The organism is Streptomyces sp. NPDC007872 (genome assembly GCF_042868165.1).
Taxonomy (GTDB): Bacteria; Actinomycetota; Actinomycetes; order Streptomycetales; family Streptomycetaceae; genus Streptomyces.
In genome coordinates, this window is record NZ_JBIAEA010000002.1 from 569,940 (window position 1) to 595,829 (window position 25,890).

Annotated in this window: 25 protein-coding genes; 14 read left to right on the forward strand and 11 right to left on the reverse strand. The window is 72.6% G+C overall.

Going from position 1 to position 25,890, the window contains the following annotated elements:
* The first annotated feature begins 23 nt into the window (after window positions 1–23).
* From ACFYNX_RS07700 to ACFYNX_RS07710, 3 genes are read left to right on the forward strand one after another with little or no spacing between them, the layout of a single operon-like run.
* Window positions 24–707, forward strand: coding sequence for a response regulator transcription factor (locus tag ACFYNX_RS07700; RefSeq protein ID WP_365537927.1), 684 nt, complete (start codon window positions 24–26; stop codon window positions 705–707).
* Window positions 704–2,284 (forward strand): sensor histidine kinase, encoded by a 1,581-nt coding sequence (locus tag ACFYNX_RS07705; RefSeq protein WP_388658736.1) that lies wholly within the window; start codon window positions 704–706, stop codon window positions 2,282–2,284. Before ACFYNX_RS07700 ends, ACFYNX_RS07705 begins: the two co-directional genes overlap by 4 nt.
* Entirely contained in the window at window positions 2,281–2,904 is a 624-nt protein-coding gene (locus tag ACFYNX_RS07710; protein ID WP_388658739.1) for a hypothetical protein, read from the forward strand. Before ACFYNX_RS07705 ends, ACFYNX_RS07710 begins: the two co-directional genes overlap by 4 nt.
* A gap of 34 nt (window positions 2,905–2,938) precedes the next feature.
* On the opposite strand, the gene ACFYNX_RS07715 is transcribed toward ACFYNX_RS07710, so the two are convergent.
* On the reverse strand, window positions 2,939–3,181 hold the full coding sequence (locus tag ACFYNX_RS07715; RefSeq protein WP_260606877.1) for a hypothetical protein: 243 nt from the start codon (window positions 3,179–3,181) through the stop codon (window positions 2,939–2,941).
* Window positions 3,182–3,263: 82 nt separating this feature from the next.
* A complete protein-coding gene (locus ACFYNX_RS07720; protein ID WP_388659755.1) occupies window positions 3,264–4,082 on the reverse strand; it encodes a serine hydrolase domain-containing protein in 819 nt (272 codons plus the stop codon).
* Window positions 4,083–4,188: 106 nt separating this feature from the next.
* Here ACFYNX_RS07720 and ACFYNX_RS07725 point away from each other — a divergent pair, with 106 nt between their 5' ends.
* Both ACFYNX_RS07725 and ACFYNX_RS07730 read left to right on the forward strand, forming a co-directional pair.
* Complete coding sequence (locus ACFYNX_RS07725; protein WP_388658742.1) at window positions 4,189–4,650, forward strand: MerR family transcriptional regulator; 462 nt, start codon at window positions 4,189–4,191, stop codon at window positions 4,648–4,650.
* Window positions 4,647–5,672, forward strand: coding sequence for an aldo/keto reductase (locus ACFYNX_RS07730; protein WP_388658745.1), 1,026 nt, complete (start codon window positions 4,647–4,649; stop codon window positions 5,670–5,672). Before ACFYNX_RS07725 ends, ACFYNX_RS07730 begins: the two co-directional genes overlap by 4 nt.
* Before the next feature lie 45 nt (window positions 5,673–5,717).
* On the opposite strand, the gene ACFYNX_RS07735 is transcribed toward ACFYNX_RS07730, so the two are convergent.
* The 7 genes from ACFYNX_RS07735 to ACFYNX_RS07765 form a co-directional block, all read right to left on the reverse strand.
* Entirely contained in the window at window positions 5,718–6,923 is a 1,206-nt protein-coding gene (locus ACFYNX_RS07735) for an acyltransferase (protein WP_388658747.1), read from the reverse strand.
* A complete protein-coding gene (locus ACFYNX_RS07740; RefSeq protein WP_388658750.1) occupies window positions 6,920–7,900 on the reverse strand; it encodes an alpha/beta hydrolase in 981 nt (326 codons plus the stop codon). Before ACFYNX_RS07740 ends, ACFYNX_RS07735 begins: the two co-directional genes overlap by 4 nt.
* Window positions 7,901–8,100: 200 nt before the next feature.
* Window positions 8,101–8,781 carry a response regulator transcription factor gene (locus tag ACFYNX_RS07745; protein WP_125668600.1) on the reverse strand — a complete coding sequence of 227 codons (681 nt, stop codon included), beginning with the start codon at window positions 8,779–8,781 and terminating at the stop codon, window positions 8,101–8,103.
* Window positions 8,778–10,166, reverse strand: coding sequence for a sensor histidine kinase (locus tag ACFYNX_RS07750; RefSeq protein WP_388658753.1), 1,389 nt, complete (start codon window positions 10,164–10,166; stop codon window positions 8,778–8,780). Before ACFYNX_RS07750 ends, ACFYNX_RS07745 begins: the two co-directional genes overlap by 4 nt.
* A 191-nt stretch (window positions 10,167–10,357) precedes the next feature.
* The gene (locus ACFYNX_RS07755) at window positions 10,358–11,347 is read right to left on the reverse strand and encodes a DUF4429 domain-containing protein (RefSeq protein ID WP_365537909.1); all 990 of its coding nucleotides are present in this window, start codon (window positions 11,345–11,347) and stop codon (window positions 10,358–10,360) included.
* 56 nt (window positions 11,348–11,403) lie between these two features.
* Complete coding sequence (locus ACFYNX_RS07760; protein ID WP_388658756.1) at window positions 11,404–12,624, reverse strand: alpha/beta hydrolase; 1,221 nt, start codon at window positions 12,622–12,624, stop codon at window positions 11,404–11,406.
* Window positions 12,625–12,781: 157 nt separating this feature from the next.
* Entirely contained in the window at window positions 12,782–13,450 is a 669-nt protein-coding gene (locus tag ACFYNX_RS07765; RefSeq protein ID WP_388658759.1) for a TetR family transcriptional regulator, read from the reverse strand.
* 265 nt (window positions 13,451–13,715) lie between these two features.
* Between ACFYNX_RS07765 and ACFYNX_RS07770 the strand changes: the two genes are divergently transcribed.
* A complete protein-coding gene (locus ACFYNX_RS07770) occupies window positions 13,716–15,209 on the forward strand; it encodes an MFS transporter (protein WP_388659757.1) in 1,494 nt (497 codons plus the stop codon).
* Window positions 15,210–15,366: 157 nt separating this feature from the next.
* The gene (locus ACFYNX_RS07775; protein ID WP_388658761.1) at window positions 15,367–15,810 is read left to right on the forward strand and encodes a peptidase inhibitor family I36 protein; all 444 of its coding nucleotides are present in this window, start codon (window positions 15,367–15,369) and stop codon (window positions 15,808–15,810) included.
* Window positions 15,811–15,913: 103 nt separating this feature from the next.
* On the opposite strand, the gene aceE is transcribed toward ACFYNX_RS07775, so the two are convergent.
* Complete coding sequence (gene aceE / locus ACFYNX_RS07780) at window positions 15,914–18,646, reverse strand: pyruvate dehydrogenase (acetyl-transferring), homodimeric type (protein WP_365537896.1); 2,733 nt, start codon at window positions 18,644–18,646, stop codon at window positions 15,914–15,916.
* A 416-nt stretch (window positions 18,647–19,062) separates the two neighbouring features.
* Here aceE and ACFYNX_RS07785 point away from each other — a divergent pair, with 416 nt between their 5' ends.
* From ACFYNX_RS07785 to ACFYNX_RS07810, 6 genes are all read left to right on the forward strand, one after another.
* Entirely contained in the window at window positions 19,063–19,485 is a 423-nt protein-coding gene (locus ACFYNX_RS07785; RefSeq protein WP_125663913.1) for a DUF3052 domain-containing protein, read from the forward strand.
* Between the two features lie 274 nt (window positions 19,486–19,759).
* Entirely contained in the window at window positions 19,760–20,218 is a 459-nt protein-coding gene (locus ACFYNX_RS07790) for a peroxiredoxin (protein ID WP_388658766.1), read from the forward strand.
* A gap of 161 nt (window positions 20,219–20,379) precedes the next feature.
* Entirely contained in the window at window positions 20,380–20,955 is a 576-nt protein-coding gene (locus tag ACFYNX_RS07795) for a TerD family protein (RefSeq protein ID WP_356544535.1), read from the forward strand.
* Window positions 20,956–21,040: 85 nt separating this feature from the next.
* Complete coding sequence (locus ACFYNX_RS07800) at window positions 21,041–21,616, forward strand: TerD family protein (protein WP_125663907.1); 576 nt, start codon at window positions 21,041–21,043, stop codon at window positions 21,614–21,616.
* Window positions 21,617–21,645: 29 nt separating this feature from the next.
* Window positions 21,646–22,788, forward strand: coding sequence for a DUF475 domain-containing protein (locus ACFYNX_RS07805; protein ID WP_365537890.1), 1,143 nt, complete (start codon window positions 21,646–21,648; stop codon window positions 22,786–22,788).
* 100 nt (window positions 22,789–22,888) lie between these two features.
* Complete coding sequence (locus ACFYNX_RS07810; protein WP_388658771.1) at window positions 22,889–23,626, forward strand: Tellurium resistance; 738 nt, start codon at window positions 22,889–22,891, stop codon at window positions 23,624–23,626.
* Between the two features lie 30 nt (window positions 23,627–23,656).
* Here the strand turns inward: ACFYNX_RS07810 and ACFYNX_RS07815 are convergent, their stop codons facing one another.
* Window positions 23,657–24,532 (reverse strand): TerD family protein, encoded by an 876-nt coding sequence (locus ACFYNX_RS07815; RefSeq protein ID WP_388658773.1) that lies wholly within the window; start codon window positions 24,530–24,532, stop codon window positions 23,657–23,659.
* Window positions 24,533–24,719: 187 nt separating this feature from the next.
* Here ACFYNX_RS07815 and ACFYNX_RS07820 point away from each other — a divergent pair, with 187 nt between their 5' ends.
* Window positions 24,720–25,883 (forward strand): HpcH/HpaI aldolase/citrate lyase family protein, encoded by a 1,164-nt coding sequence (locus tag ACFYNX_RS07820; protein WP_388658776.1) that lies wholly within the window; start codon window positions 24,720–24,722, stop codon window positions 25,881–25,883.
* Window positions 25,884–25,890 lie beyond the last annotated feature (7 nt).

The window sequence follows — 25,890 nt, forward strand, 5'->3', positions numbered from 1 at the left end:
GACGACCTTGGGATACTCCACACATGCCCCGCGTGCTCCTGATAGAAGACGACCCCTCCGTCCGCGAGGGGGTCGAGCTCGGGCTGCGGCGGCGCGGGCACGAGGTGCGGACCGCCCCCACCGGGGAGGCGGGGCTCGCCGCGCTCGGGGAGTTCCGGCCCGACCTGCTCCTGCTCGACCTGATGCTGCCCGGCATGAACGGCGTCCAGGTCTGCCGCCGGGTCCGGGAGGGCAGCCAGCTCCCGATCATCATGCTGACCGCCCGGGGCGACGACTTCGACGTCGTCGTCGGCCTGGAGGCCGGAGCCGACGACTACATCGTCAAGCCCGCCCGCACCGAGGTCATCGAGGCGCGGATACGGGCCGTGCTCCGCCGCATCGAGGAGCCCGGCTCGGGGCGGTCGGCCGTCGAGGTCCACGGGGAGCTGGCCGTCGACCGGGCCGGGCTCACCGTCGCCAAGGCGGGCGAGCGGATCGCCCTCGCCCCCTCCGAGATGAGGCTGCTGCTCCACCTCTCCGCCGCCCCCGAGCAGGTCTTCAGCCGGCAGCAGCTCCTCGAACACGTCTGGGAGCACAGCTACCACGGGGACGCCCGGCTGGTCGACGCCTGCGTCCGCCGCCTCCGGAACAAGATCGAGGACGTCCCCGGCGAGCCCCGCTACATCCAGACCCTGCGGGGCTTCGGCTACCGCTTCGGACCGCTGTGAAGGTCCGTACGGCGCAGGCGGGTCCCGGGGCACCCGGTTCCGAAGCCCCCGGTTTCCGGGCATCCGGCTCCGAAGCCCCCGTTTCCGAAGCATCCGGTCCTGAAGCGCCCGGCGCAGGACCCCGCCGCCGGGCCCGCGCCCCGCGCCTGCGGCCGCACCCCTTCGGGCTGCGGACCCGGCTCGTCCTCGCCTTCCTGCTCGTCGCCGCCGTCGGCTGCGGCACCACCGCCGCCCTCACCTACCGGGCCGCCCGCAACGCCATCCTGGAGCAGACCCAGAACACCGCCGTCTCCGCCTTCCGCGAGCAGGTCGACGCGCTCTACGTCCGCCTGCCCGCCGACGCCAACAGCCTGCGGACCGACGTCCTGCGGATCGCCCGCCAGGGCAAACCCCGCCCCTGGCGCGTCTACGCCGAGTACGGCACCCTCCGCGTCTCCTCCACCGACCGGCCCACCTCCTCCGTCATCACCCCCGAATTGCGGGCCCGCGCCCGGGCCCGGGACGCCGCCCCGCACGCCGGTTTCCAGCGGGTCGTGAAGAACGGCACCCCGTACCTGACCATCGCCGTCCCCGCCGTCTTCCTGGCCCACGCCGAGGGAACCGCCCGGCCCACCGGCCTCGTCCTCTACGCCGTCATGGAGCTGAACGAGGAGGAGGCCAACGTCGAGGCCATGGTCACCGCCGCCCGCGACGGCGCCCTGCCCGCCCTCGCCGTCGCCCTGATCCCCGCGCTCCTCGCCGCCCGGGGCGTCCTGCGGCCCGTGCGCGAACTGCGGCAGGCCGCCCACCGCATGGGGCAGGGCCGCCTCGACACCCGCATCCACGTCAAGGGCAGCGACGAACTGGCCGATCTGGCCCGCACGTTCAACGAGTCCGCCGGCCGGCTCGAACGCTCCGTCGCCGAACTCCGCAGCGCCGAGGCCCGTGCCCGCCGCTTCGCCTCCGACGTCTCGCACGAGCTGCGCACCCCGCTCGCCGGGATGCTCGCCGTCACCGAGGTCCTCGACGAGGACGCCGGGAGCCTCGACAGCGACACCGCCCGCGCGGTCCGCCTGATCAGCGCCGAGACCGGGAAGCTCGCCGTGCTCGTCGAGGACCTGATGGAGATCTCCCGCTTCGACGCGCGCGCCGCCGAGCTCCACACCGACGAGGTCGACGCCGCCGACTGCGTCCGCAAGACCCTCCAGCGCCGCCACTGGGACGACCCGCACCGGGTCCTCCCGCACCTCACGGAGGGGATCAGGGCCCGGCTCGACCCGCGCCGCTTCGACGTCGTCGTCGCCAATCTCGTCGGCAACGCGCTGCGGCACGGCGGAACGCCCGTAACGGTCCGGCTGTACGCGGAGGGGGACGTGCTGGTGACGGAGGTCGCCGACCGGGGACCGGGCATCGACCCGGAGGTCCTGCCGCACGTCTTCGACCGCTTCTACAAGGCGGACCGGGCCAGGACCCGCTCGGAGGGCAGCGGTCTCGGCCTCGCGATCGCCCTGGAGAACGTCCGGCTCCACGGCGGCACCGTCACGGCCGCCAACCGCCCCGGGGGCGGGGCCGTGTTCACCGTGCGGACGCCCCTGTGAGGCGCCGGGCCGCCGCGGCCGGGGCCGTCCTGCTCGCCCTGTCCGGCTGTGGCATACAGCGGACCGACGTCGTCGAGGCGGGCGGGGCGGCGACCGTCATCGTCCAGCCGGTCCCCGAGGAGCGGATGACGCTCTACTTCCTCGGCCCCGACGACCGGCTGATGCCGATGGTCCGCGACCTCGGGCGGCCCGGACCGGTCGTCTCAGACCCGGCCACCACCCGCCCGTCCGCCTCCGGCCCGGCCGACGACACGGTCCCGTACGACGGGTTCGGTCCGGGCTACGAGGTCTCCGCCGGGACCCTGCGCCGCGAGCCGGTCACCGTCGACAAGACCCTTGCCGCGCTCCTCGCCGGCCCGGGGCCGGAGGAGGCGGCGGCGGGCGCCACCACCGCCCTGCCGAGGGGTGGCACCCGGGCCCCGCGCGTCGAGACGGAGCGGAGCGGACCGTCCGCCCCGGCGCTCCGGATCAAGGCCCCCTTCCCCGTCGGGAACCTCCCGGAGACGGCCGTGCGCCAACTGGTGTGCACGGCCGCCTACGCGCACCACCCGACGGGCCGGGCCGAGGTGACGGTCGCCGGCCCCGACGGGACGCTGCCCGCCGCCCGCTGCGAAGACTGAGGGCCCGCCCGGCGGACCGTGACCGAGGTCGCGACTACGGCCGGCCGAACGCCCTGCTGGCGATGACGTTCGCGATCACCACGTAGACGACCGCGGGGATGCCGTAGTCGAGCAGCACCTGAAGGGTGTGCCCGGCGACGTCGAAGAGCCCGATCGACCAGGCGGCGAGCCAGTCGGCCGCGGAGTGGAACCAGCCGACGACGGTGTTGGCCCGGTTGGCGTCGAGCAGGGCCATGATGATCCAGATCACCAGGATGCCCGCGAGCACGTGGGCCACGGTTCTTATGACGGAGTCGATGCCTCTCATGGACTCCGTTTTGCCCGCACCGCCCGGGACAAACGGGCGGTGCGACAGACCCTCAGACCGCCCGCAGGTCCGCCAGGACCGCGTCCGTGAACGGCGGCCAGGCCTTGACCGCCCACGGCCCGAAGGGCCGGTCGGTGAGGGCCACGCACGCGGCCCGCGCGTCCGGGTCGATCCACAGGAAGGTGCCGGACTGCCCGAAGTGCCCGAAGGCGCGCGGCGAGGACGTGGCGCCCGTCCAGTGCGGGGACTTCCCGTCGCGGATCTCGAAGCCGAGCCCCCAGTCGTTGGGCCGCTGGTGCCCGTAGCCGGGCAGGATGCCGGTCAGACCGGGGTACGTCACGGTCATCGCGTCCAGGACGGTCCGGGCGTCGAGCAACCGGGGCGCCTGCACCTCGGCGGCGAACCGCACCAGGTCGTCCACGGTCGACACGCCGTCCTTGGCGGGCGAGCCCTCCAGGGTCGTGGACGTCATGCCGAGCGGCTCCAGGACGGCCTGGTGCAGGTAGTCGGCGAAGGGGATGTCGGTGGCCTTGGCGACGTGGTCGCCCAGGGCCTCGAAGCCGGTGTTGGAGTAGATCCGGCGGGTGCCCGGCGCGGCCTGGACCCGGTTCTCGTCGAAGGCGAGGCCCGAGGTGTGGGCGAGGAGGTGGCGGACGGTCGAGCCCTCGGGCCCGGCCGGCTCGTCCAGGTCGATCGCCCCCTCCTCGTACGCGACGAGCACCGCGTACGCCGCGAGCGGCTTGGTCACCGAGGCGAGCGGGAAGCGCCGCCCGGTGGGGCCGTGCGCCCCGGCGAGGGTGCCGTCCGCGCGGACCACGGCGGCGGCCGCGGTGGGGACGGGCCAGTCCTCGATCGACGCCAGGCTCGGCAGACCGTTCTCCACGCTGTTCTCCACGGGGCTCTCCATGACACCGAGCCTACTGGCCCTCCCGGAACGGGCTTGCTTCGAGTGCACTCCAACCCCCTAGCGTGGAGGCATGAGCGTGATCGCGAGCACGAGCGGTACGACCACGAACGGTACGGCGACGGGCGGCACGACCGGCACGAGCGCGGGCGGCGGCCGGACGCCGCACCACACCATCAGCGAGGTCGCCGCCCTGACCGGTCTCTCGGCGCACACCCTGCGCTGGTACGAGCGGATCGGCCTCATGCCGCACGTCGACCGCTCGCACACGGGACAGCGCCGCTTCACTCCGCGCGACCTGGACTGGCTGGCCTTCGTCGGCAAGCTGCGGCTGACCGGGATGCCGGTCGCCGACATGGTCCGGTACGCCGAGCTGGTGCGGGCGGGGGACCACACCCGTGAGGAACGCCGCGAGCTCCTGGAGGCCACCCGGCGGGACGTCCTCGCCCGGGTCACCGAGCTCCAGGACACGCTCGCCGTGCTCGACGTCAAGATCGCCCACTACGGGACCGTATGCGGAGGAACGCCATCATGACCAGCGTGACCAGGATCGACACCGTGCGCCTCGGGGGCCAGGACGGACCGGAGGTCGGAGTCCAGGGCTTCGGCGCCATGGGGATCAGCGAGTTCTACGGCGCCACCGACGAGGCCGCCGCCCGCGACACCCTCGACGCGGCCCTGGAGGCCGGCGTCACCCTCATCGACACCGCCGACATCTACGGCAACGGCGCCAACGAGGAGTTCCTCGCCCCCTTCCTCGCCGCCCACCGCGACGAGGTCGTCCTCGCCACCAAGTTCGCCATCGAGCGGCGGGCCGACGACCCCTCCTACCGGGGCATCCGCAACGACCCGGCGTACATCAGGAGCGCCGTCGAGAACAGCCTGCGCCGCCTCGGCGTCGAGACCATCGACCTCTACTACATGCACCGCCGCGACCCGCGGGTGCCGTTCGCCGAGTCCGTCGGCGCGATGGCCGAACTCGTCCGGGAGGGCAAGGTCCGCCACCTGGGGCTGAGCGAGGTCACCGGGCCCGAGCTGCGCGAGGCCCACGCCGTGCACCCGATCGCCGCCCTCCAGTCGGAGTGGTCGCTCTTCTCCCGGGACGTGGAGCGCAGCGCCGTCGGCGCCGCCGCCGACCTCGGCGTGACCGTCGTGCCGTACTCGCCGCTCGGCCGGGGCTTCCTGACCGGGGCGTTCGCGGACGCCGGCAAGGACCTCCAGAGCGGCGACTTCCGGGTCCACCAGCCCCGGTTCACCGGCGAGAACGCGGAGCGGAACGCCGCCCTGCTCGACCCGGTCCGCAAGATCGCCGCCGCCCACGGGGCGACCCCGGCGCAGATCGCCCTCGCCTGGGTCCAGCAGCGGGCCTCCGTGCACGGCGTCACGGTCGTTCCGATCCCCGGCACCCGCAAGCGCTCCCGCCTCCTGGAGAACGCGGCGGCCACCCGCGTCGTCCTCACCGACGCCGAGCTGGCGGAGCTGGAGCCGATCGCCGGCCGGGTGGCGGGCGACCGCTACCCGGACATGAGCTTCACGTCGGTGAGCCGGGAGGTCTGAGCCCTTCAAGGGACGGGCCGGGGCCCGAGCGGGCTGTGGGCGCGCTCACCCCAGCCCCAGCGCGAAGACCCCGAAGCCCGCCGCGAGCAGCCCCGCCAGGGCGCGGCGGGCGGGCCCGGCCTCCGTCCACGGGGACTCGAAGCCCCGCGCGTACCGCCCGATCAGCAGGAGGAGCCCGGCGAAGACCGGCATCCAGGCGAGCCGGGCCAGGATCCAGCCCGCCGAGTCGGGCGCGCCGACCAGGCCCGGGACCTCCCCGGCGTACGCGGCCGGGATCGCGGCGGCGAGCATCGCCGTCTGGTGCCAGCACAGGACCGTCATGGCCGAGAGGTTCACGACCACGACCGGCGCCCAGAGCGCGGGCCGTCGCAGGAGCGCGCCGAGCCGGTCGCGGAGCAGGATCGCGGCGCCGCTCTGCGCGGCGGCGAGGGCCAGGACGAGCAGCGACGGCGGATGCGAGTTGGTGCGGGCCTCGCCGGGGACGCCGACCATCGACGCCGGGTAGCCGAAGAGGAGCAGCAGGACGGCGAAGAGGGCGGCCCCGCCGAGGAGCAGGGCCCACGCGTGGCGCCGGGCGACCCGGCCCTCGCCCCACGAGACGCCGAGCTGATAGGCGAAGAGCCAGCCGGGCAGGACGTTCAGGAGACCCAGCCAGGACGGCACGGCGTCGGCGTACGGTCCGTACCGCAGGAGGTCGACGACGGCGACCGAGCCGAGCAGCGGGGCCGCCGCCCACGCTCCGAGGCGGCGGGCGGCCCGCACGCAGTACGGGGTGAGCGCGGTGACCACCGCGTAGACCCCGACGAACCACAGCGGCTGGACCACCAGCGTGGACGCCGTGCGCAGGGTGTCCACGGGCACCCCCGGCCCGAAGTGGAGCAGGGGCAGGAGCGCCGCCCACACGGCGGTGACCCCGAGCACCGGCCGCCCGAGCCGGGCGAGCCGTCCCCCGAGCCACGCGCGCGTGGAGCCCTTCCGGCGCCGGTACGAGAGGACGGACGCGTACCCGCCGACCAGGAAGAAGATCCCCAGCATCTGGAGGACCCAGCTCACCGGCGCGAGCCCGGCGAAGGTGCCGAGCGGACTGGCGTTGTGGAGCGCGCTGTCGGGGGAGCGCGTGAAGCCGCCGAGCAGCCAGTGCCCGGTGGGCACGGCGAGCAGGGCGAGGGCCCGCAGCCCGTCGACCGCCCGGTCGCGGTGGGCGGGGGTGGCGGCCTCGATCCGCCGGGCGACGACCGCGAGGGAACTCATCGGACGTCCCCCTCGGCGATCGCGGCGAACGCCCGCAGGGACGAGGTCCCGGCCGCGAAGTAGCCGCCGTGCCCGGCGGCGTCCTCCGCCGGGATCCGGCGCGCCCCGAAGGACGGCCCGGTGGGGTCGGCGCCGTGCCCGAGCCCCGCGAACGCGACGTTCGGGACGCGGTCGATCCAGTCGGTGGGGTCCTTCGCCGCCCACACCCGCGCGGAGGTGCCGAGGTCGGCGACGTTCTCCGCGCGCATCCCGGGCGAGCCGAAGACCACCAGGTCCTTCGCCTTCAGCTCGTGGGCGGCGAGCCCGCAGACCACCGAGCCGTAGCTGTGGCAGAACACCGAGGGCTCGGCGGCGCCGACGGCCGCGAGGCCGTCCGCGAACCGGGCGAGCCGCCCGGCCCCGGCCTCGGCGAGCCGGCCGGTGGCCGCGTCCAGGCCGACGCCGACGGGGGTGGTGTACCCGGCCCAGGCGACGACCGCCGTCCGGCCCCCGGTCGCCCGGCGCAGCGCGGCCGTCATGTCCGCGAGCGGCCGGACGTGCCCGGCGTCGACGTCGGAGCCGGGCACGACCACCGCCACGTGCGCGGCCCGCGCCAGGTCCCCGTAGACCAGGGCCACCTGCCCCCGGCCGCGCGGATCGTAGGCGAGCACCCGGGCGCCCCCGAACGCCCCCTTCGTGACGAGGGCGTTGGCCTCGTACCGCAGCTCCAGAGGGGCCCCGTCGAGGTTCCCGACGACGGCCGGGTGCTCCCGCACCAGCCTCTTCCTCTGTACGGGATCGAGTCCCGCGAAGAACCGCGCGGTCCCGGCCACCCCCATCCCCTCCGGGTCCGGCAGCCCCGCACCCACCCACGCCCCCGTCCCGACCGGCGCCCCGGTCACGGCCTCCTGGGCGTCCCCCGACGCCCAGCCGGCCGTTCCGGCGACCGCGACGGCCGCCAGGGCCACGGTGATCAGGGTCCTCGCAGTGCGGCGCATGGGCCCGCCCTCCCTCTCCGGCTTCTCGCTCGTCCGCCGGTCGTCCGGCGACGGGAGGAAGGTAGGAAGCGGGTGGGTGACGGCACGTCACACCGGGGGGCCAACTGCCCTTTGATACCGGGGTAGGGGGTGGGGGAGCGGCCGTCCCCGGGGAAGGGGTGGGGTTTTCCCCCGGGGGGTTCCCCGTCCTCGTCCGGGCGTCAGGCCGTGCCGGGCGTCACGAGCCCCGACTCGTAGGCGAAGACCACCGCCTGGGCCCGGTCGCGCAGGTCCAGCTTGGCCAGGACCCGGCCGATGTGGGTCTTCACCGTCTGCTCGGCGAGGACCAGGCTCCGCGCGATCTCCTGGTTGGACAGGCCCCGGGCGATCAGCTCCAGGACCTCCGTCTCGCGCGGGGTGAGACCGTTCAGGCGCAGCGCCGTGGTGTCCCGGCGCGGGGCCGGGCGGGACGCGGCGAAGTCGGCGATCAGGCGCCGGGTCACGGACGGGGCGAGCAGCGCCTCGCCCGCCGCCACCACCCGTACCGCCGCGATCAGGTCGGCCGGCGGCGCGTCCTTGAGGAGGAAGCCGGACGCGCCCGCGCGCAGCGCCTCGTACACGTAGTCGTCCACGTCGAAGGTGGTGAGCATCAGCACCTTCGGCCGGTGCGTGACCCCGGCCGGCGGGTGCAGGATCTCGCGGGCCGCCGCGAGCCCGTCCAGCTCCGGCATCCGCACGTCCATGAGGACCACGTCCGGGTGCGCCGACCGCGCCGCCTCCACGCCCCGCCGCCCGTCCGGGGCCTCGCCGACGACGTCGATGTCGGGCTGCGCGGCGAGCAGGGCGGCGAAACCGGCCCGCACCATGGCCTGGTCGTCGACGATGATCACGCGGATGGTCACGCGGGGTCCTCCATGCGCAGGGGAAGCCGGGCCGCGACCCGGAAGCCGCCGTCGGGAAGCGGCCCGGTGTCCAGCGAGCCGCCCGTCAACCGTACGCGCTCCCGCATGCCGACGAGCCCGTGCCCGGTGCCGGGCGCCCCCCGCTCGACGGACGAACCCTCCTCCAGGGACGGCCCGTTGACGACGAGGACCGTCAGCCACCCCCCGTCCGCCCGGACCGAGACCCGGGTCACGGCGCCGGGCGCGTGCCGGACGACGTTCGCGAGGGCCTCCTGCACGATCCGGTACGCGGACAGGTCCACCGCCTGCGGCACGTCCCCGAGGTCGGCGGCGAGCCGCAGTTCGGCCGGCACCCCGGCCCGTACGGTCGCCTCCACCAGTTGCTGGAGCCGGTCGAGGCCCGGCTGCGGGGCCCGCTCGCCCTCGCTGCCGTCGCTGCGCAGCACGGAGAGCAGCCGGCGCATCTCGGCGAGGGACTCGCGCGCGCTCGCCGCGATGGACCCGAACTCCTCGCGGGCCGCCTCGGGAAGCTCCGGGATGCGGTACGGCGCCGAGTCGGCCTGCACGGTGATGACGGACATGTGGTGGGCCACGACGTCGTGCAGTTCGCGCGCGATCCTGGCCCGCTCCTCCAGGAGCGTGCGGCGGGACCGCTCGGCCTCGCTGATGGTCTCCTGCTCCACGAGCCGCCGCTGGGCGTCCCCCCGCGCGCGTACCGCCGAGGTGAGGAGGAGCAGCACCCCGCTCAGGACGAACAGCAGGGTGTGGACGCTGACGTGCCCGGCGGGCCGGAACACCTCCAGGACGTATCCGGCGGCCCCCGTCGCCAGCCAGACGCCGAACAGCGCCCGGCGGGACTCGCGCAGGCCGAGCGCGACCATCAGCGCGCAGTAGCCGACGACGAGCGGCGGGGTCCAGGGCCACAGGTGGGCGCGCGGGCCGTCGGCGGCGAGCAGGACGAACGCGCCGAGCACGTCGGCGGCGAAGACGACCCACCAGGCCTGGAGGGGGCGGGTGACGGCGAGCAGCAGCGGCGCGGTCTGCGCGGTGCCGATCGCCCCGGCGAGGGCCCCGGCGACGCCGTAGTCCCCGGCGAGGAGGTGGACGGTGGTGGGGAGCAGCGAGGCGACGAAGGCGAGGGCGACGGCGTACGGGAGCAGCCGCACCCAGCGGGAGGAGGCGTCGGCGAGGAGGGGCGCCCCGGGGGCGGTCGGGGTGGTGAGCGCGGCCCCGAGGCCCCGGAACGCCCCGAGGCCCCGGAACGCCTCGCGCGCCCGGACGAGGGGCCGGCGGCCGGACGGCCGGGACGGCGGTTCGGGGCGGGACGGGGCGGCCGACTCGGTGCGGGGAGCGGTGGGCGGCTCGGGCCGCGGTTCGGTGGTCATGGCCCGCCCAGCGTAGGCAGCGGCCCGGGCCCCCGGCGTCATACCGGGGGCCGGGGTGCGGGCTGATACCGGGGTATGACCCGGGACCTCCCCGAGGGGCCGGGCGCCGGGGTCCCGGAGGTCTCAGAGCCCCGGCGGCCTCGGAACCCCGGCGGTCTCAGAGCTCCGGCGGCCTCAGAACCCCGGCGGTCTCAGAGCTCCGCGAGCAACTCGGCCTTCTTCGCGGAGAACTCCTCGTCCGTCACCAGACCCGCCCGGTGCAGCTCGCCCAGGTGCCGAATCCTTTCGGCCACCACCCCGGGGGTCCGGGAGCCGACGGGCACGGGGGCGCGGTCCGCGGTGCGGATCGCCGCGAGGACGGCCGCGGCGAAGGGCAGGGACTCGTGGACGAGCCCGTAGCCGAGGCCGAAGACGACGGACGCCGGGTCGTGGTCGGGCTGGGTGGGCCGGGGCCCGCCGTCCCGGAGCACCAGCCGCAGGTGCCCGTCGAAGACGTCGGGCGAGCGCCACTCGACCCCGCACAGGTCCCGTACCGAGAAGGTCTGGTCGCCCGCCTTCCACTTCTCGGAGGACGCCCCGGTCCAGAACCAGCGGAACGCGACCTCCGCGCTGCCGTCGAAGCTGGCCTTCCCGTCGTATGCCTTGAAGGACAGCGGTCCCGGCGGCGGCGCCACGAGGAACCGCTCGGCGGGCGTCACGGCCCCGCCCGTCCCGTACGGATCCTCCGGTCCGTCGAGCCCGTCGTCCGGGGCGAGTCCACCGCCCGGGGAGGGTCCGTCGAGCACGTCGTACGGGGCGCTCCCGCCGTGTCCGGCGGCCCCCGCGGCCCCCGGCTCCGGCGGCAGGAGCGCCCGCAGTTCGTCCCGGTAGTACTCGGCGAGGGTCTCCCGGTCCGCCGGCAGCACGAGCCGGTACGGATCGGAGCCCTCCTTGAGCTGTCCCGCGGCCGCCTCCATCAGCGGATCGGCGCCGGGTCTCGGCACGGCGTGCAGCACGACGGTGCCCCGCTTGCCGGGCGTGAGCGTCACGGACGCCAGCGCTTCGTACGGCACGCGTCGTTCGCGCAGGACCTGGAACAGCTTCGGCGTGCGGATCCCCCGTTCGAAACGGATGACGAGGGCGTCGCTCTCGAACTCCCAGGCGGTATGAATTCCGGCCAGCACATCACCCATACGCCTCATCGTAAGCGGCGCCCGCTCCGGCGTCGCCCCTGTGAAAGGTCCCGAAATCACGGGATCTACGCGCGTCGCGACCCTTCCGTACCGGATATTCCGTCGTGGCAAGCGCTGTCGGCACGTGCGCAGACCAGGTGCGGATAGGCACCGACGCCTATCGCGGCGAAGTTCCCGAGGCTCACCGTCCCCGGCGCGAAATAGCCGCTGTGCCCGACGGCCCCGCGCGCCGAGAGGAGCCGCGCGCCGAACTCGGGGGCCACCGGGTCCGCTCCGTGTCCGATCCCGCCCACCTCCAGGTGCGGCACGTCCGCGATCCAGTCGTCCGCGTCCCGCATCGCCCAGATCCGGGCCGTGGTGGCGAGGTCGGCGGCCCGCTCCACGCGCATGCCGGGGCTCCCGGAGACGGCCACGTCCGTCACCCGGGCGGGCAGCCGGGGCGCGGCGGCCCCGCAGAGCACGGAGCCGTAGCTGTGGCAGAAGAGCGCCACCCGGGCGTTCCCGGGCAGCGCCTCGGTCAGTCCGACGAGCCGCGCGGCGCCCGCCCCGGCGAGCCGCCCGGTCAGCGCGTCGATGCCGATCCCGGCGGGCGCGGTGTAGTCGGCCCAGGCGATCACCGCGACTCCGTCTCCCGGCGCGGCCCGCCGCTCGGCGTCGTAGAGGGCCTGCGCCATGCCGACGGGGGCCCCGTACCGGCCGTGGGTCCGCTGGAAGGTGAGGAGGTTGGTGTCGACGCCGGGCACGACCACCGAGACGCGCCGGGCCCGCTCCAGGTCCCCGAGGACCTCGGCGGCCCGTCCCGTCCCCGTCGGGTCGAACGCGAGGATCTGCCGGCCCGGCCGCAGCAGCGAGGCGAAGCGGTCGATCCGGCGCTGCGCCTCGTGGCGGCCCTCGGGGGAGAGCCGGGGGTCGTCGGCCCTGCCGCGCTCGGCGCCGTACGCGCGCGCGAGGGTGATCCGGTTGGCGCGGTAGCGCAGGGCGACCGGGGCGCCGTTGAGGTTGCCGACGACGAACGGGTGCCGTGCGGCGAGCCGGGCGCCGCCCGCCGGGCCGAGCCCGGCGAAGAACGCCGCGACGGTACGGGGCGGGGCCGCCGGGTCGGGCAGCGGGCGGCCGCCGGTCCGGTCGTGCGCCCAGGCGGCGAGCGCGGCCTCGCGGGAGGGCCCCGGTACGGGCCGGTGCCGGATCGTGGTCCACCCGGTGGTCGCGAGGAGCACGAGCACGACGACGAGCGCGAGCAGGGCGCGCGCGGCGAAGGGGGCGGACGGGGTCTCGACAGGTGTCACGGGCCGCCACCCTACGGGGCGGCGGGGGTGGTTCCGTACCAGGTGGGACGTAGGTCACGCCTCCGCGGGACCGGGAACCGGGGGCCTGCACGAGACGTCTCCGTACGGGCCCCCGGATGTCTCCGTACGCGCCCCCAGACGTCTCCGTACGTGCCCCCTAGAGGGCGCGGCGACCCTCTTCGCACCGGTCCCGGTCCCGGTCCCGCCAGTGCGGGGCCAGCGCCGGGCCGAGGTGGTCGAGGTACTCCTCGGTGAGCGCGCGGATGGCCTCCAGGCTCTGGTCCGCGCCCCGGCCCCACATCTGTCCGGTCACCCGCATCACCCCGCTGAACGCGGCCACCACGATCCGGGGCCGCGGGTCCGCGTCCACGTCGACGCCCTCGCGCTCGGCGATGATCCGGGCGATCGTCTCCTCCATCTCGGTGGAGCGGCGCAGGTGGACGGCGAGCAGCGCGGGTGTCGACTCGATCAACTGGAAGGTGCGCAGGTACAGCCCGACCGGGACGACCGCGGTGATGGCCTCGCCGATGGTGTCCCAGGAGGAGAGGACGGCGTTGCGCAGCGCGTCGAGGGGGCCCTCGGCCGGGGGCCGCCGCGCGAGGGAGCGGACGAAGCGCTCCTCCACCATCTGCTGGACGGCGAAGGCGACCTCCTCCTTGGAGGAGAAGTAGCGGAAGAAGGTGCGCTGGGAGACCTCGACGGCCTCGACGATCTCGTCGACCGTGGTCCGCTCGTACCCCTGGGCGGTGAAGAGCTCCAGGGCCACCCGGGTCAGCGCGTCGCGCGTCCGCTGCTTCTTCCGCTCCCGCAGGCCGGGCACGTTCACCTCGGGGTCCTCTTCTCCGGCGCCACCGGCGCTTTGCGGGGTTTTCTTCCGGCTCAGGGTACCTGTGAGCTACGTGACAGTTACCGACGCGTGAATCGCTTTGTCAATTGTCAGCGACTGTCACTAGCCTCGGTGTATGACTAGTCAGACCACCGTGGAAAAGGCCCCGCAGGGCCAGGGGGGCACCCCGGGACCCGTACCGGGTCCGGCGAAGGGACTGCGCGGCCATCCCTGGCTGACCCTGTTCGCCGTCGCCGTGGGCGTGATGATGGTCGCGCTCGACGGCACGATCGTCGCGATCGCCAACCCCGCCATCAAGGAGGACCTCGGCGCCACGCTCGCCCAGGTCCAGTGGATCACCAACGGCTACCTGCTCGCGCTCGCCGTCGCCCTGATCACCGCCGGCAAGCTCGGTGACCGCTTCGGCCACCGGCAGACCTTCCTCATCGGCATCGCCGGCTTCGCCGCCGCCTCCGGTGCGATCGGCCTCTCGCACTCCATCGGGGCCGTGATCGCCTTCCGCGTCCTCCAGGGCCTCTTCGGCGCCCTGCTGATGCCGGCCGCCCTCGGCCTGCTGCGCGCCACCTTCCCCGCCGAGAAGCTGAACATGGCCATCGGCATCTGGGGCATGGTCATCGGCGCCTCGACGGCCGGCGGCCCGATCGTCGGCGGCCTGCTCGTCGAGCACGTGAGCTGGCAGTCCGTCTTCTTCGTCAACGTGCCGGTCGGCGTCGTCGCGCTCGTCCTCGGCCTGGTGATCCTGAAGGACCACCGCGCGGAGAACGCGCCGCGCTCCTTCGACGTCCTCGGCATCCTGCTGCTCTCCGGCGCCATGGGCACCCTGGTCTGGGGCCTGATCAAGGCCGGCGAGTCCTGGGGCTGGGGCGGTGCCAAGACGTGGGGCTGCCTCCTCGGCGCGGTGCTCCTCTTCGCGCTCTTCGCCGTCTGGGAGACCAAGGTCAAGGAGCCGCTCGTTCCGCTGGGCATGTTCCGCTCCGTGCCGCTCTCGGCCGGTGTGATCCTCATGGTCCTGATGGCCTTCGCCTTCATGGGCGGCCTGTTCTTCGTGACCTTCTACCTCCAGGGCGTGAAGGGCCTCAGCCCGGTCGACAGCGGTCTGCACCTGCTGCCGCTGACCGCGATGATGATCGTCTCCTCGCCACTGGCCGGCGCGCTGATCACCAAGTTCGGCCCGCGCGTGCCGCTCGTCGGCGGCATGGTCTGCACGGCCGTCGCGATGTTCGGCATGATCACGCTCTCCGCCGGCACCGGCACCCTCGCCATGTCCCTCTGGTTCGCCCTCCTCGGCCTGGGCCTCGCCCCGGTCATGGTCGGCGCCACCGAGGTCATCGTCGGCAACGCGCCGCTCGAACTCTCCGGCGTGGCGGGCGGTCTGCAGCAGGCCGCCATGCAGGTCGGCGGCGCGCTCGGCACGGCGGTCCTCGGCGCCGTCATGTCCTCCAAGGTCTCCGGCGTCTTCGCGGACAACTGGAAGGAGGCCGGCATCCCGGCCCCGCCCAACCCGCAGTTGGAGCAGGCCGCCGAGTTCGGCATGGTCCCGCCGGAGCTGGCCAAGGCGCCGGGGATGACCCCCGACCTCGTCCAGGTGATCACCAAGGTCATCCACGACACCTTCCTCCAGGGCATGGGCCTGGCCTTCACCGTCGCCGGTGTCGTCGCGGTCGTCGCGGCCGGCGTCGCCCTGCTGACCAAGCGCGGCGAGAACGCGGAGGCGGGCATGGGCGGCGCCCACATCTGACCTGCTCGTTTCCCGTCCCGCGACGGCCCCCACCGGATCCGGTCCGGTGGGGGCCGTCGCCCGTTCGGGTGAAGAAGCTTTGGCCCTCTTCTCAACGGGGGGTGACCTCCGGCAGAGTTCTGATCACAGAGAGTGACGAAACCGGGGGTTCAGTGCCATGCACGACCTGTATACGAAGCGACCGTCGACGAAGGGACCGTCGACGAAGCGACACGCGAAGCGATTCCTCACGTCCGCCGTCCTGGCGGTCCTCCTCCTCACCGTTCTGCCGGCCACGGCCGCGCCCACCGCCCTGCCGGCCACGGCCTCGGGGCCGAAGCTCGGTGCCTGCGGACCCGGGAAGCTCTGCCTCTGGCCCAAGCCCGACTTCAAGGGCAGGGTCCGGAGCCACGAGCTGGCCACGACCGACATCGACAGTTGCGTCGCCCTGCCGGCCGGCACCTCGGCCCAGTCCCTCGCGAACCGCACGGGACGGCCGGTCACCACCTACCAGTCCGCCGAGTGCGCGGAGACGGGCGAGTTCGAGACCTACCCGGGGAAGGGGACCTGGGTGCCGCAGACGCCCTACGAGGTCAGAGCGTTCAAGATCTGGGAGCGGTAGGAGCGGCCGACCGGGCGTCGTTCCCCCGGGACCATGGCCCGGGGGGAACGACGAGGGGCGGCGGAGCCGTCGGCCCCACCGCCCCTCGTCCCCTCTCGGGGGGTTACGCGTCGCCGCCCGCCGCGCCCGGGTCCGCCGCCGCCACGTCGAGCAGTTGGTAGCGGTCCACGGCCTGCTTCAGGGCCGACCGCTCGACCTTGCCCTCACGGGCCAGCTCGGTCAGCACCGCGAGGACGATCGACTGGGCGTCGATGTGGAAGTAGCGACGGGCCGCGCCACGCGTGTCCGCGAAGCCGAAGCCGTCCGCGCCCAGCGAGGTGTACGTGCCGGGGACCCAGCGGGAGATCTGGTCCGGCACCGCGCGCATCCAGTCCGAGACCGCCACGAACGGGCCTTCGGAGCCCTGGAGCTTGCGCGTCACGTACGGGACGCGCTGCTCCTCGTCCGGATGGAGCAGGTTGTGCTCCTCGACGGCCACGGCCTCGCGGCGCAGCTCGGTCCAGGAGGTGGCGGACCAGACGTCCGCCCGCACGTTCCACTCCTCGGCGAGGATCCGCTGCGCCTCGATCGCCCACGGCACGCCGACGCCGGAGGCCAGGATCTGCGCGGGGATCGTGCCCGACTCGGCCGGCTTGAAGCGGTGGACGCCCTGGAGGATGCCCTCCACGTCCACGTCCTCCGGCTCGGCCGGGTGCTGGATCGGCTCGTTGTAGACGGTCAGGTAGTAGAAGACGTCCTCGGCCTCGGGGCCGTACATCCGGCGCAGACCGTCCTTGACGATGTGCGCGATCTCGAAGCCGAACGCCGGGTCGTAGGCGACGCAGGCGGGATTCGTGGAAGCGAGGAGGTGGGAATGTCCGTCCGCGTGCTGGAGGCCCTCGCCGGTCAGCGTCGTGCGGCCGGCGGTGGCGCCGAGGACGAAGCCGCGCGCCAGTTGGTCGGCCATCTGCCAGAACTGGTCGCCGGTCCGCTGGAAGCCGAACATCGAGTAGAAGACGTACACCGGGATCAGCGGCTCGCCGTGCGTGGCGTACGCGGATCCGGCGGCGATCAGCGAGGCCGTGCAGCCGGCCTCGGAAATGCCGTCGTGCAGCATCTGGCCGGTCGGCGACTCCTTGTAGGCGAGGAGGAGTTCGCGGTCCACCGCCTCGTACTGCTGGCCCAGCGGGTTGTAGATCTTGGCGCTCGGGAAGAAGGCGTCCATGCCGAAGGTGCGGTACTCGTCGGGGGCGATCAGCACGAAGCGCTTGCCGATCTCCTTGTCCCGCATGAGGTCCTTCAGGATGCGGACGAACGCCATGGTGGTGGCGATCGACTGCTGGCCCGAGCCCTTCTTGGCCGCCGCGTAGGCCTTGTCGTCGGGGAGCTCCAGCGGCTGCGCCCGCACGACCCGGGTCGGGACGTACCCGCCGAGGGCCTCGCGGCGGTCGTGCATGTACTGGATCTCCTCGGAGTCCCGCCCCGGGTGGTAGTACGGGGGCAGGCCCTCCTCGATCTGCTTGTCCGTGATCGGGATGTGCAGCCGGTCGCGGAAGCGCTTGAGGTCGTCGACCGTCAGCTTCTTCATCTGGTGGGTCGCGTTGCGGCCCTCGAAGTTCGGGCCGAGCGTCCAGCCCTTGACGGTCTGCGCGAGGATCACGGTCGGCTGGCCGGCGTGGGCCTTCGCCGCCGCGTAGGCCGCGTAGATCTTCCGGTGGTCGTGGCCGCCGCGGCCCAGGTGCAGGACCTGCTGGTCCGACATGCCCTCGACCATGGCCCGCAGCCGGTGGTCGTCGCCGAAGAAGTGGTCCCGGATGTAGCCGCCGGTCTCCGTGGCGTACGTCTGGAACTGCCCGTCCGGGGTGGTGTTCAGCTTGTTGACCAGGATGCCGTCCCGGTCCTGCGCGAGCAGCGGGTCCCAGGAGCGGTCCCAGATCAGCTTGATGACGTTCCAGCCGTTGCCCCGGAAGATCGACTCCAGCTCCTGGATGATCTTGCCGTTGCCGCGGACCGGGCCGTCGAGCCGCTGAAGGTTGCAGTTGACGACGAAGGTGAGGTTGTCCAGGCCCTCGCGGGCCGCGATGGAGAGCTGGCCGAGGGACTCCACCTCGTCCATCTCGCCGTCGCCGAGGAACGCCCACACGTGCGACTTGGAGGTGTCGGCGATGCCGCGCGCCTCCATGTAGCGGTTCATCCGGGCCTGGTAGATCGCGCCGAGCGGGCCGAGGCCCATCGACACCGTCGGGAACTCCCAGAAGTCCGGCATCAGCCGCGGGTGCGGGTAGGAGGAGAGGCCGTTCGGGAACTTCGACCTCTCCTGGCGGAAGCCGTCGAGCTGGGCCTCGTTCAGCCGGTCGAGCAGATACGCGCGGGCGTAGATGCCGGGGGAGGCGTGCCCCTGGAAGAAGATCTGGTCGCCGCCGTCGCCCTCGTCCTTGCCGCGGAAGAAGTGGTTGAAGCCGACGTCGTAGAGGGAGGCCGAGGAGGCGAAGGTGGCGATGTGGCCGCCGACGCCGATGCCCGGGCGCTGGGCGCGCGAGACCATCACGGCCGCGTTCCACCGGGTGGCGTTGAGGACCTTGCGCTCGATCTCCTCGTTCCCCGGGAAGAAGGGCTCGTCCTTGGTGGCGATGGTGTTGACGTAGTCCGAGCTGCGCATCTCGGGCACGGCCACGCGCTTCTCGCGGGCGCGCTCGATCAGGCGGAGCATGAGGTAGCGGGCTCGTGCCCGGCCCCGCTCGTCGACGGCAGCGTCGAGGGAGTCGAGCCATTCCTGGGTCTCTTCCGGATCGAAGTCCGGGACCTGGCTGGGAAGGCCGCCAATGATGATCGGGTTGCGATCGGATCCGGGAGCCACGCTCTTCCTTCGCTGTTCGGGGTGGTCACGGGGCCACGGGGTGGTCGGGATCTCCATCGTGTACCCCGCCGACACCGGACGTCATCTTTACCGAGGGGTAACCCTTCGGGGCGCCCTCCAGATGCCAGGGTGCGGTCAAATCGCAACCTTACGCCCAACCCGCGCATGCGTTTCGTCCGGGCGTTCGGCAGACTGAAGAGTCAGAAGTCCTCGTAAGCGGACGAAACGCTCGCACCTGATCACGGAGGGGGTCCGACAGTGCCGGAAGTTGCGGCGAGACGGCCCCAAACGTCACCGTTTCGGCGGTCTCCGGGGCCGGGTACTTGCGCGATCCGCCCCGGCACGTGTGGACTACGGCCAGCGCCGCGCGCACACGCGCGGCCCACAGCATTTTCCGAATGAGCAGGAGGCAAGCCGTGAGCGCGACCGCGGACCACGCGGAGGAGCGGACCAACCCGGCATCCAGGCTGGGGTTCGAGCCCGGACAGGTGGTCCAGGAGATCGGCTACGACGACGACGTCGACCAGGATCTCCGTGAAGGCATCGAGTCCATCATCGGGGCCGATCTCGTGGACGAGGACTACGACGACGTCGCCGACGGCGTCGTCCTGTGGTTCCGCGACGAGGACGGCGATCTCACCGACGCCCTGGTGGACGCCATCGGTCTTCTGGAGGACGGCGGCGTGATCTGGCTGCTGACGCCGAAGACCGGCCGCGACGGCTACATCGAGCCGAGCGACATCAACGATGCCGCGCAGACCGCTGGTCTCTCCCAGACCAAGAGCATCGTCGTCGCCAAGGACTGGGCGGGCACCCGCCTGGCGACCCCGAAGCGCTGATCACCCACGCTACGACGAGCCCCCGCCGGACCCGGTCCGGCGGGGGCTCGTCGCGTACGGGGCCCGGTCACGGGTCCTCGCACGCGCGCAGGGGCTTCCCGTACGCGTGCGGGGGCTTCTCCGCGCGGAAGTTCCGGGGCCTCCCCGGCGCCGGGCTTCCCGCGCGCGCAGGGGCTTCCCGTACGGGCGTAGGGTGGGTCTCACCGTTTCGGCCCAGCGCCCGGGTTCCCGTCGGCCCGGCGCCGCGGGCCCCGTCGAGAGGGACGCGCACGCGATGGCGATCGAGGTCGGCACCGAGGCCCCGGATTTCGAGCTCAAGGACAACCACGGGCGCACCGTGCGGCTCGCCGACCTCCGCGGCGAGAAGAACGTCCTGCTGTTCTTCTACCCCTTCGCCTTCACCGGCGTCTGCACCGGTGAGCTGCGCGAGCTCCGCGCGAACCTCCCGGCGTTCGTCAACGACGACACCCAGCTCCTCGCCGTCTCCGCCGACTCCGTCCCCACCCTGCGCGTCTTCGGTGACCAGGAGGACCTGGAGTTCCCGCTGCTCTCCGACTTCTGGCCGCACGGCGAGGTCTCCCGCGCCTACGGCGTCTTCGACGAGGAGAAGGGCTGCGCGGTGCGCGGCACCTTCGTCCTCGACAAGGCGGGAACCGTCCGCTGGAGCGTCGTCAACGCCCTGCCGGACGCCCGCGACGCCGCCGCCTACGTCGAGGCGCTGGCAGCCCTCTGAGGGGCCGCGGCGGGGTTCCGGAGGGGCTCCGGGGCCGACACCCTCGGATTCACCGGGCGAATCGACTGTTTCGACCGGGAACCCGTCACTAGGATCCAGACGTTGATCCGATGCCAACGCACGACTGGGGGCGCTGCCCCTGGAAACCTATGGAGGGACTCGTGGGAGTCAGCCTCAGCAAGGGCGGCAACGTCTCGCTGACCAAGGAGGCCCCTGGCCTCACCGCCGTGACCGTCGGTCTGGGCTGGGACGTCCGCACCACCACCGGTACGGACTTCGACCTCGACGCCAGCGCCATCCTGGTGAGCGAGGCGGGCAAGGTCCGCAACGACCAGGACTTCGTCTTCTTCAACAACCTGAAGAGCGCCGACGGCTCCGTCGAGCACACCGGCGACAACCTCACCGGTGAGGGCGAGGGCGACGACGAGCAGGTCAAGGTGGACCTGGCGGGCGTGCCGGCCGACGTGGCCAAGATCGTCTTCCCGGTCTCGATCTACGACGCCGAGAACCGCCAGCAGTCCTTCGGCCAGGTGCGCAACGCGTTCATCCGCGTCGTGAACCAGGCCGGCGGCGCCGAGATCGCCCGGTACGACCTCTCCGAGGACGCCTCGACCGAGACCGCCATGGTCTTCGGCGAGCTGTACCGCCACGGCGCGGAGTGGAAGTTCCGCGCCGTCGGCCAGGGCTACGCCTCGGGCCTGCGCGGCATCGCGCAGGACTTCGGCGTCAACGTCTGAGCCGCACCCGCACCAACCGTCCGGCGCCGCACTCGGAAGTGCGGCGCCGGACGTGCCTCATCATCCACCGGGGAGGAAAAGAACCATGGGCGTCACGCTCGCCAAGGGAGGCAACGTCTCCCTCTCCAAGGCCGCACCCAACCTCACCCAGGTCCTCGTCGGGCTCGGCTGGGACGCGCGCTCCACCACGGGAGCCCCCTTCGACCTCGACGCCAGCGCCCTGCTCTGCCAGGCCGGCCGGGTGCTCGGGGACGAGTACTTCGTCTTCTACAACCAGCTCCGCAGCCCCGAGGGCTCCGTCGAACACACCGGGGACAACCTCACCGGCGAGGGCGACGGGGACGACGAGTCCCTCATCGTGGACCTCACCAAGGTGCCGGCCCACTGCGACAAGATCGTCTTCCCGGTCTCGATCCACGACGCCGACAACCGCGGCCAGAGCTTCGGCCAGGTCAGCAACGCCTTCATCCGGGTCGTCAACCAGACGGACGGCCAGGAACTCGCCCGCTACGACCTCTCCGAGGACGCCTCGACCGAAACCGCGATGATCTTCGGCGAGCTCTACCGGTACAACGGCGAATGGAAGTTCCGGGCCGTGGGTCAGGGGTACGCGTCCGGGCTGCGGGGCATCGCTCTAGACTTCGGGGTCAACGTTTCGTAAAGCCATGTAATTTCACGATGGGGTAGACAGTGGTTCTGAAAACCTTCGGCTGGTCATTCGCGATCACTGCGCTGGGCCTGGTCGCGGCTGTGCTCTACGGGGGGTGGCAGGCCTTCGGAGTGGTCGCGATCCTCTGCGTCCTCGAGATCTCTCTCTCGTTCGACAACGCGGTGGTCAACGCCGGAATCCTGAAGAAGATGAACGCCTTCTGGCAGAAGATCTTCCTCACGATCGGCGTCCTGATCGCCGTCTTCGGCATGCGTCTCGTCTTCCCCGTCGTGATCGTCGCGATCAGTGCCAAGATCGGCCCGATCGAGGCGGTCGACCTCGCCCTGAACCAGCCGAACAGGTACCAGGAGCTGGTGACCGACGCGCATCCGTCGATCGCCGCCTTCGGTGGCATGTTCCTGCTGATGATCTTCCTCGACTTCATCTTCGAGGACCGCGACATCAAGTGGCTCGCCTGGATCGAGCGCCCGCTGGCCAAGCTCGGCAAGGTCGACATGCTGTCGGTCTGCATCGCCCTCATCGTCCTGCTCGTCACCTCGATGACCTTCGCCACCCACGCCCACCAGCACGGCGGCACGCACGTCGACAAGGCGCAGACGGTCCTGATCTCCGGCATCGCCGGTCTCATCACGTACCTCGTCGTCGGCGGTCTCTCCAGCTTCTTCGAGAACAAGCTGGAGGAGGAAGAGGAGCGGGAGCACGAGGTCGAGGAGGAGGCCAGGCGCTCCGGCAAGAAGGTCTCCGCGGTCCAGTTGGCCGGCAAGGCCGCCTTCTTCATGTTCCTGTACCTGGAGGTCCTCGACGCCTCCTTCTCCTTCGACGGCGTCATCGGCGCCTTCGCCATCACCAACGACATCGTCCTGATGGCGCTCGGTCTCGGCGTCGGCGCCATGTACGTGCGTTCGCTGACCGTCTACCTGGTCCGCCAGGGCACCCTCGACGACTACGTCTACCTGGAGCACGGCGCGCACTACGCGATCGGCGCCCTCGCCGTGCTCCTCCTGGTCACCATCCAGTACGAGATCAACGAGGTCATCACCGGCCTCATCGGCGTCGTCCTGATCGCCTGGTCCTTCTGGTCCTCCGTCCGCCGCAACAAGGCGCTCGCGGCGGCCGAGGGCGGCTCCTCGGGAGACAAGACAGAGGTGACCTCGGGGGTGTGACACCCCCGTCGACGAGGAACGCTTCACTGCGGGGCGGCCGGAGCACCCGGCCGCCCCGCGGGCATGTGCGGACGCAGACGAGTGGTGGGGGTGGGGCGGCATGGCCTTCTGGGACAACCTGTTCGCGGGGAGGGCGGCCCAGTTCGATTCGGGCAACGCCGTGTCGAACGCGATCGACCTGACGAAACGGCGTCCGTCCGTCTCGCTCAGCAAGCAGGGGGCCGCCACCGGCAACCTCCGGGTGAACCTCTCCTGGCGGATGCGGACCTCCGACATCGAGGGCCGCTCCCGCCAGGGCGGCCGGCTGCTGCGCAACCCGGCCCAGCTCTTCAAGCCCGAGGTCGTCCAGGCCCACACCCAGGGCATGGTCAACGTCGACCTGGACCTGGGCTGTCTCTACGAGCTCGCCGACGGCTCCAAGGGCGTGGTGCAGCCGCTGGGCAACTTCTTCGGCGACCTGAACGCGGCCCCGTATGTGAAGCTGAGCGGGGACGACCGCTTCGGCGGCTCCTCCGGGGAGACCATCTTCGTCAACCTGGACCAGCGGGACGCGATCAAGCGGCTGCTGTTCTTCGTCTACATCTACGACCAGACGCCGGCCTTCGACCGCACCCACGCCAAGGTCACGCTCTACCCGAGCAACGGCCCCCGGATCGAGATCGAGCTCGACGAGCGCGCCCCGCAGGCCCGCTCCTGCGCGGTCTTCTCCCTGGAGAACGTCAAGGGCGACCTGACCGTCCGGCGCGAGGTCCGCTTCGTGTACGGCTTCCAGGCGGAGCTGGACCGGCTGTACGGCTGGGGCCTCCAGTGGGGCCGCGGCTACAAGACCAAGACCTGAAGGGCGGGCGCGGTGCCCGCCCCGAGGGCGTCAGGACCTGACGAACTGGGGACCCATCGGCGGCATCCGGAAGTCCGGGGACGGGTTCTGCTCGGGAGCGCCCACCGGCTGCGGATAGCCGTACGCGGGGGCCGGGCCGTTCACCGGTTGCTGCGGGTAGCCGTAGGAGGGCGCCCGGTCCGGCCGGGGCGGCACCGCGGGCTGCGGCGGCACGGGAGGGCGGACGACGGTCGCGTCGAGGTCGGCGGAGCCGGCGGCGGGCGTGCCGTGGGCCGGGGAGCCGGACCCGGCGCCCTCCGGGGCCCGCGCGGCCTCCGGGGCCCCGGGAAGGCCGTCCCGGCCCTCCTGGGCGCCTTCCTGGGCGTCCTCGTCGACGGAGATGCCGAAGTCGGTGGCGAGGCCCACGAGGCCCGTGGGGTAGCCCTGTCCCACCGCGCGGAACTTCCAGGCGTCCCCGCGCCGGTACAGCTCGCCGCAGATGACGGCCGTCTCCTCGCCGGTCTCCGCCGTCACCTCGAACAGGGCCAGCGGCTCGCGCTCGGGCCCCGTGGCGTCGTACAGCAGGATCCGCAGGTCGGAGACGGAGCGGAAGGTGCCGCCGTCGGAGGAGGCGGCGACCACCACCCGGTCGACCGAGGCGTCGAGACCGCCGAGGTCGGCCTCGACGGTGTCCGTCAGACCCGCGGCGTCCCGCTTCTTCGGCAGGCGCCGCACGAGCCCCGAGGGGTGGCGCGGCTGGTTGTAGAAGACGAAGTCCTCGTCGGACCGCACGCGCCCGGAGGGCCCGAGCAGCAGGGCCGAGGCGTCCACGTCGGGGACCCCGGGGCCCGGGGTCCAGCGGAGCACGGCCCGTACGGCCGCGGTGTCGAGAGGGACGTTGGAGCCCTTCAGCATCGCGTGCGTCATGACCGCAATCCTGCCCTCCCGGCCGACCCGCGGACAACGCGGGGGCGGTACCGAGACCGGGACGAGACCGACGGACGCGGACGGGTTACCTGAATTTCATACGCTGGGGGAACCAGGGTCACCCGCACCTACGTACTATTACCGGCCACGTGTCGCCAGGACACGGCAAGGCAGACGGGATCCATATATGCGTCATTTCGGGCACATCCCGTCCGTGAGGCGGACCGGGCTGTTCCACCGGGAGCCGGTCGAGTTCACGGCCGCTTCGCCCGCGCGCACGCTCGCCGCGGCCCTGGGCGCCACGCTCTACAGCCCGGCCACCCGGCCGCGGCTCGCCGCCGCCGTGCGCAAACAGGCCGCCCGCGGCGTGGTCTCCATGGTGCTCTGCCTGGAGGACTCCATCAGCGACGCCGACGTCGAGGCCGGCGAGGACAACCTCGTCCGGGAGTTCGCCGAGCTCGCCGCCGGTGGCACGGACGCGCCCCTGCTCTTCATCCGGGTCCGGGAGCCGGCCCAGATCACCAGCCTCGTCGGCCGCCTCGGCGAAACGATTCACCTGCTGTCCGGATTCGTACTGCCCAAATTCACCGAGAAGCGCGGCCGCGCCTTCCTCGAAGCGCTCGTCGAGGCCGAGCGGACGAGCGGCCGGCGCCTCTACGCCATGCCCGTCCTGGAGTCCCCCGAGCTCCTCCACCTGGAGACCCGGGTCGAGACCCTCGCCGGCATCGCCTCGATCACCGACGCGTACCGCGACCACGTCCTCGCCCTGCGCCTCGGCGTCACCGACTTCTGCTCCGCCTACGGCCTGCGCCGCTCGCCCGAGATGACCGCGTACGACGTCAAGGTCGTCGCCCACGTCATCTCCGACGTCGTCAACGTCCTCGGCCGCGCCGACGGCACCGGCTTCACCATCACCGGACCCGTCTGGGAGTACTTCCGGCCCGGCGAGCGCATGTTCAAGCCCCAGTTGCGCCGCAGCCCCTTCCTGGAGGGCAGCGCCGAGGACCTGCGCACCGCCCTCATCGAGCACGACCTCGACGGCCTGCTGCGCGAGATCGAACTCGACCGCGCCAACGGCCTGCTCGGCAAGACCTGCATCCACCCCACCCACGTGCTGCCGGTGCACGCGCTCTCCGTGGTCAGCCACGAGGAGTGGAGCGACGCCCAGGACATCCTGCGGCCCGAGCGGGGCGGCGGCGGGGTGCTCCGCTCCGCGTACACGAACAAGATGAACGAAGTGAAGCCGCACCGCGCGTGGGCCGAACGCACCCTGCTGCGCGCCGAGGTCTTCGGCGTCGCCAAGGAGGACGTCGGCTTCGTGGAGCTGCTCACCGCCGGACTGACCGGCTGACGAAGGG

Coding starts and splice junctions, on each gene's coding strand:
- ACFYNX_RS07700 (WP_365537927.1), top strand. CDS start 24: ATGCCCCGCGTGCTCCTGATAGAAGACGACCCCTCCGTCCGCGAGGGG.
- ACFYNX_RS07725 (WP_388658742.1), top strand. CDS start 4,189: ATGAGCGTGATCGCGAGCACGAGCGGTACGACCACGAACGGTACGGCG.
- ACFYNX_RS07730 (WP_388658745.1), top strand. CDS start 4,647: ATGACCAGCGTGACCAGGATCGACACCGTGCGCCTCGGGGGCCAGGAC.
- ACFYNX_RS07735 (WP_388658747.1), bottom strand. CDS start 6,923: ATGAGTTCCCTCGCGGTCGTCGCCCGGCGGATCGAGGCCGCCACCCCC.
- ACFYNX_RS07740 (WP_388658750.1), bottom strand. CDS start 7,900: ATGCGCCGCACTGCGAGGACCCTGATCACCGTGGCCCTGGCGGCCGTC.
- ACFYNX_RS07750 (WP_388658753.1), bottom strand. CDS start 10,166: ATGACCACCGAACCGCGGCCCGAGCCGCCCACCGCTCCCCGCACCGAG.
- ACFYNX_RS07755 (WP_365537909.1), bottom strand. CDS start 11,347: ATGAGGCGTATGGGTGATGTGCTGGCCGGAATTCATACCGCCTGGGAG.
- ACFYNX_RS07770 (WP_388659757.1), top strand. CDS start 13,716: ATGATGGTCGCGCTCGACGGCACGATCGTCGCGATCGCCAACCCCGCC.
- ACFYNX_RS07775 (WP_388658761.1), top strand. CDS start 15,367: ATGCACGACCTGTATACGAAGCGACCGTCGACGAAGGGACCGTCGACG.
- ACFYNX_RS07790 (WP_388658766.1), top strand. CDS start 19,760: ATGGCGATCGAGGTCGGCACCGAGGCCCCGGATTTCGAGCTCAAGGAC.
- ACFYNX_RS07800 (WP_125663907.1), top strand. CDS start 21,041: ATGGGCGTCACGCTCGCCAAGGGAGGCAACGTCTCCCTCTCCAAGGCC.
- ACFYNX_RS07810 (WP_388658771.1), top strand. CDS start 22,889: ATGGCCTTCTGGGACAACCTGTTCGCGGGGAGGGCGGCCCAGTTCGAT.
- ACFYNX_RS07815 (WP_388658773.1), bottom strand. CDS start 24,532: ATGACGCACGCGATGCTGAAGGGCTCCAACGTCCCTCTCGACACCGCG.
- ACFYNX_RS07820 (WP_388658776.1), top strand. CDS start 24,720: ATGCGTCATTTCGGGCACATCCCGTCCGTGAGGCGGACCGGGCTGTTC.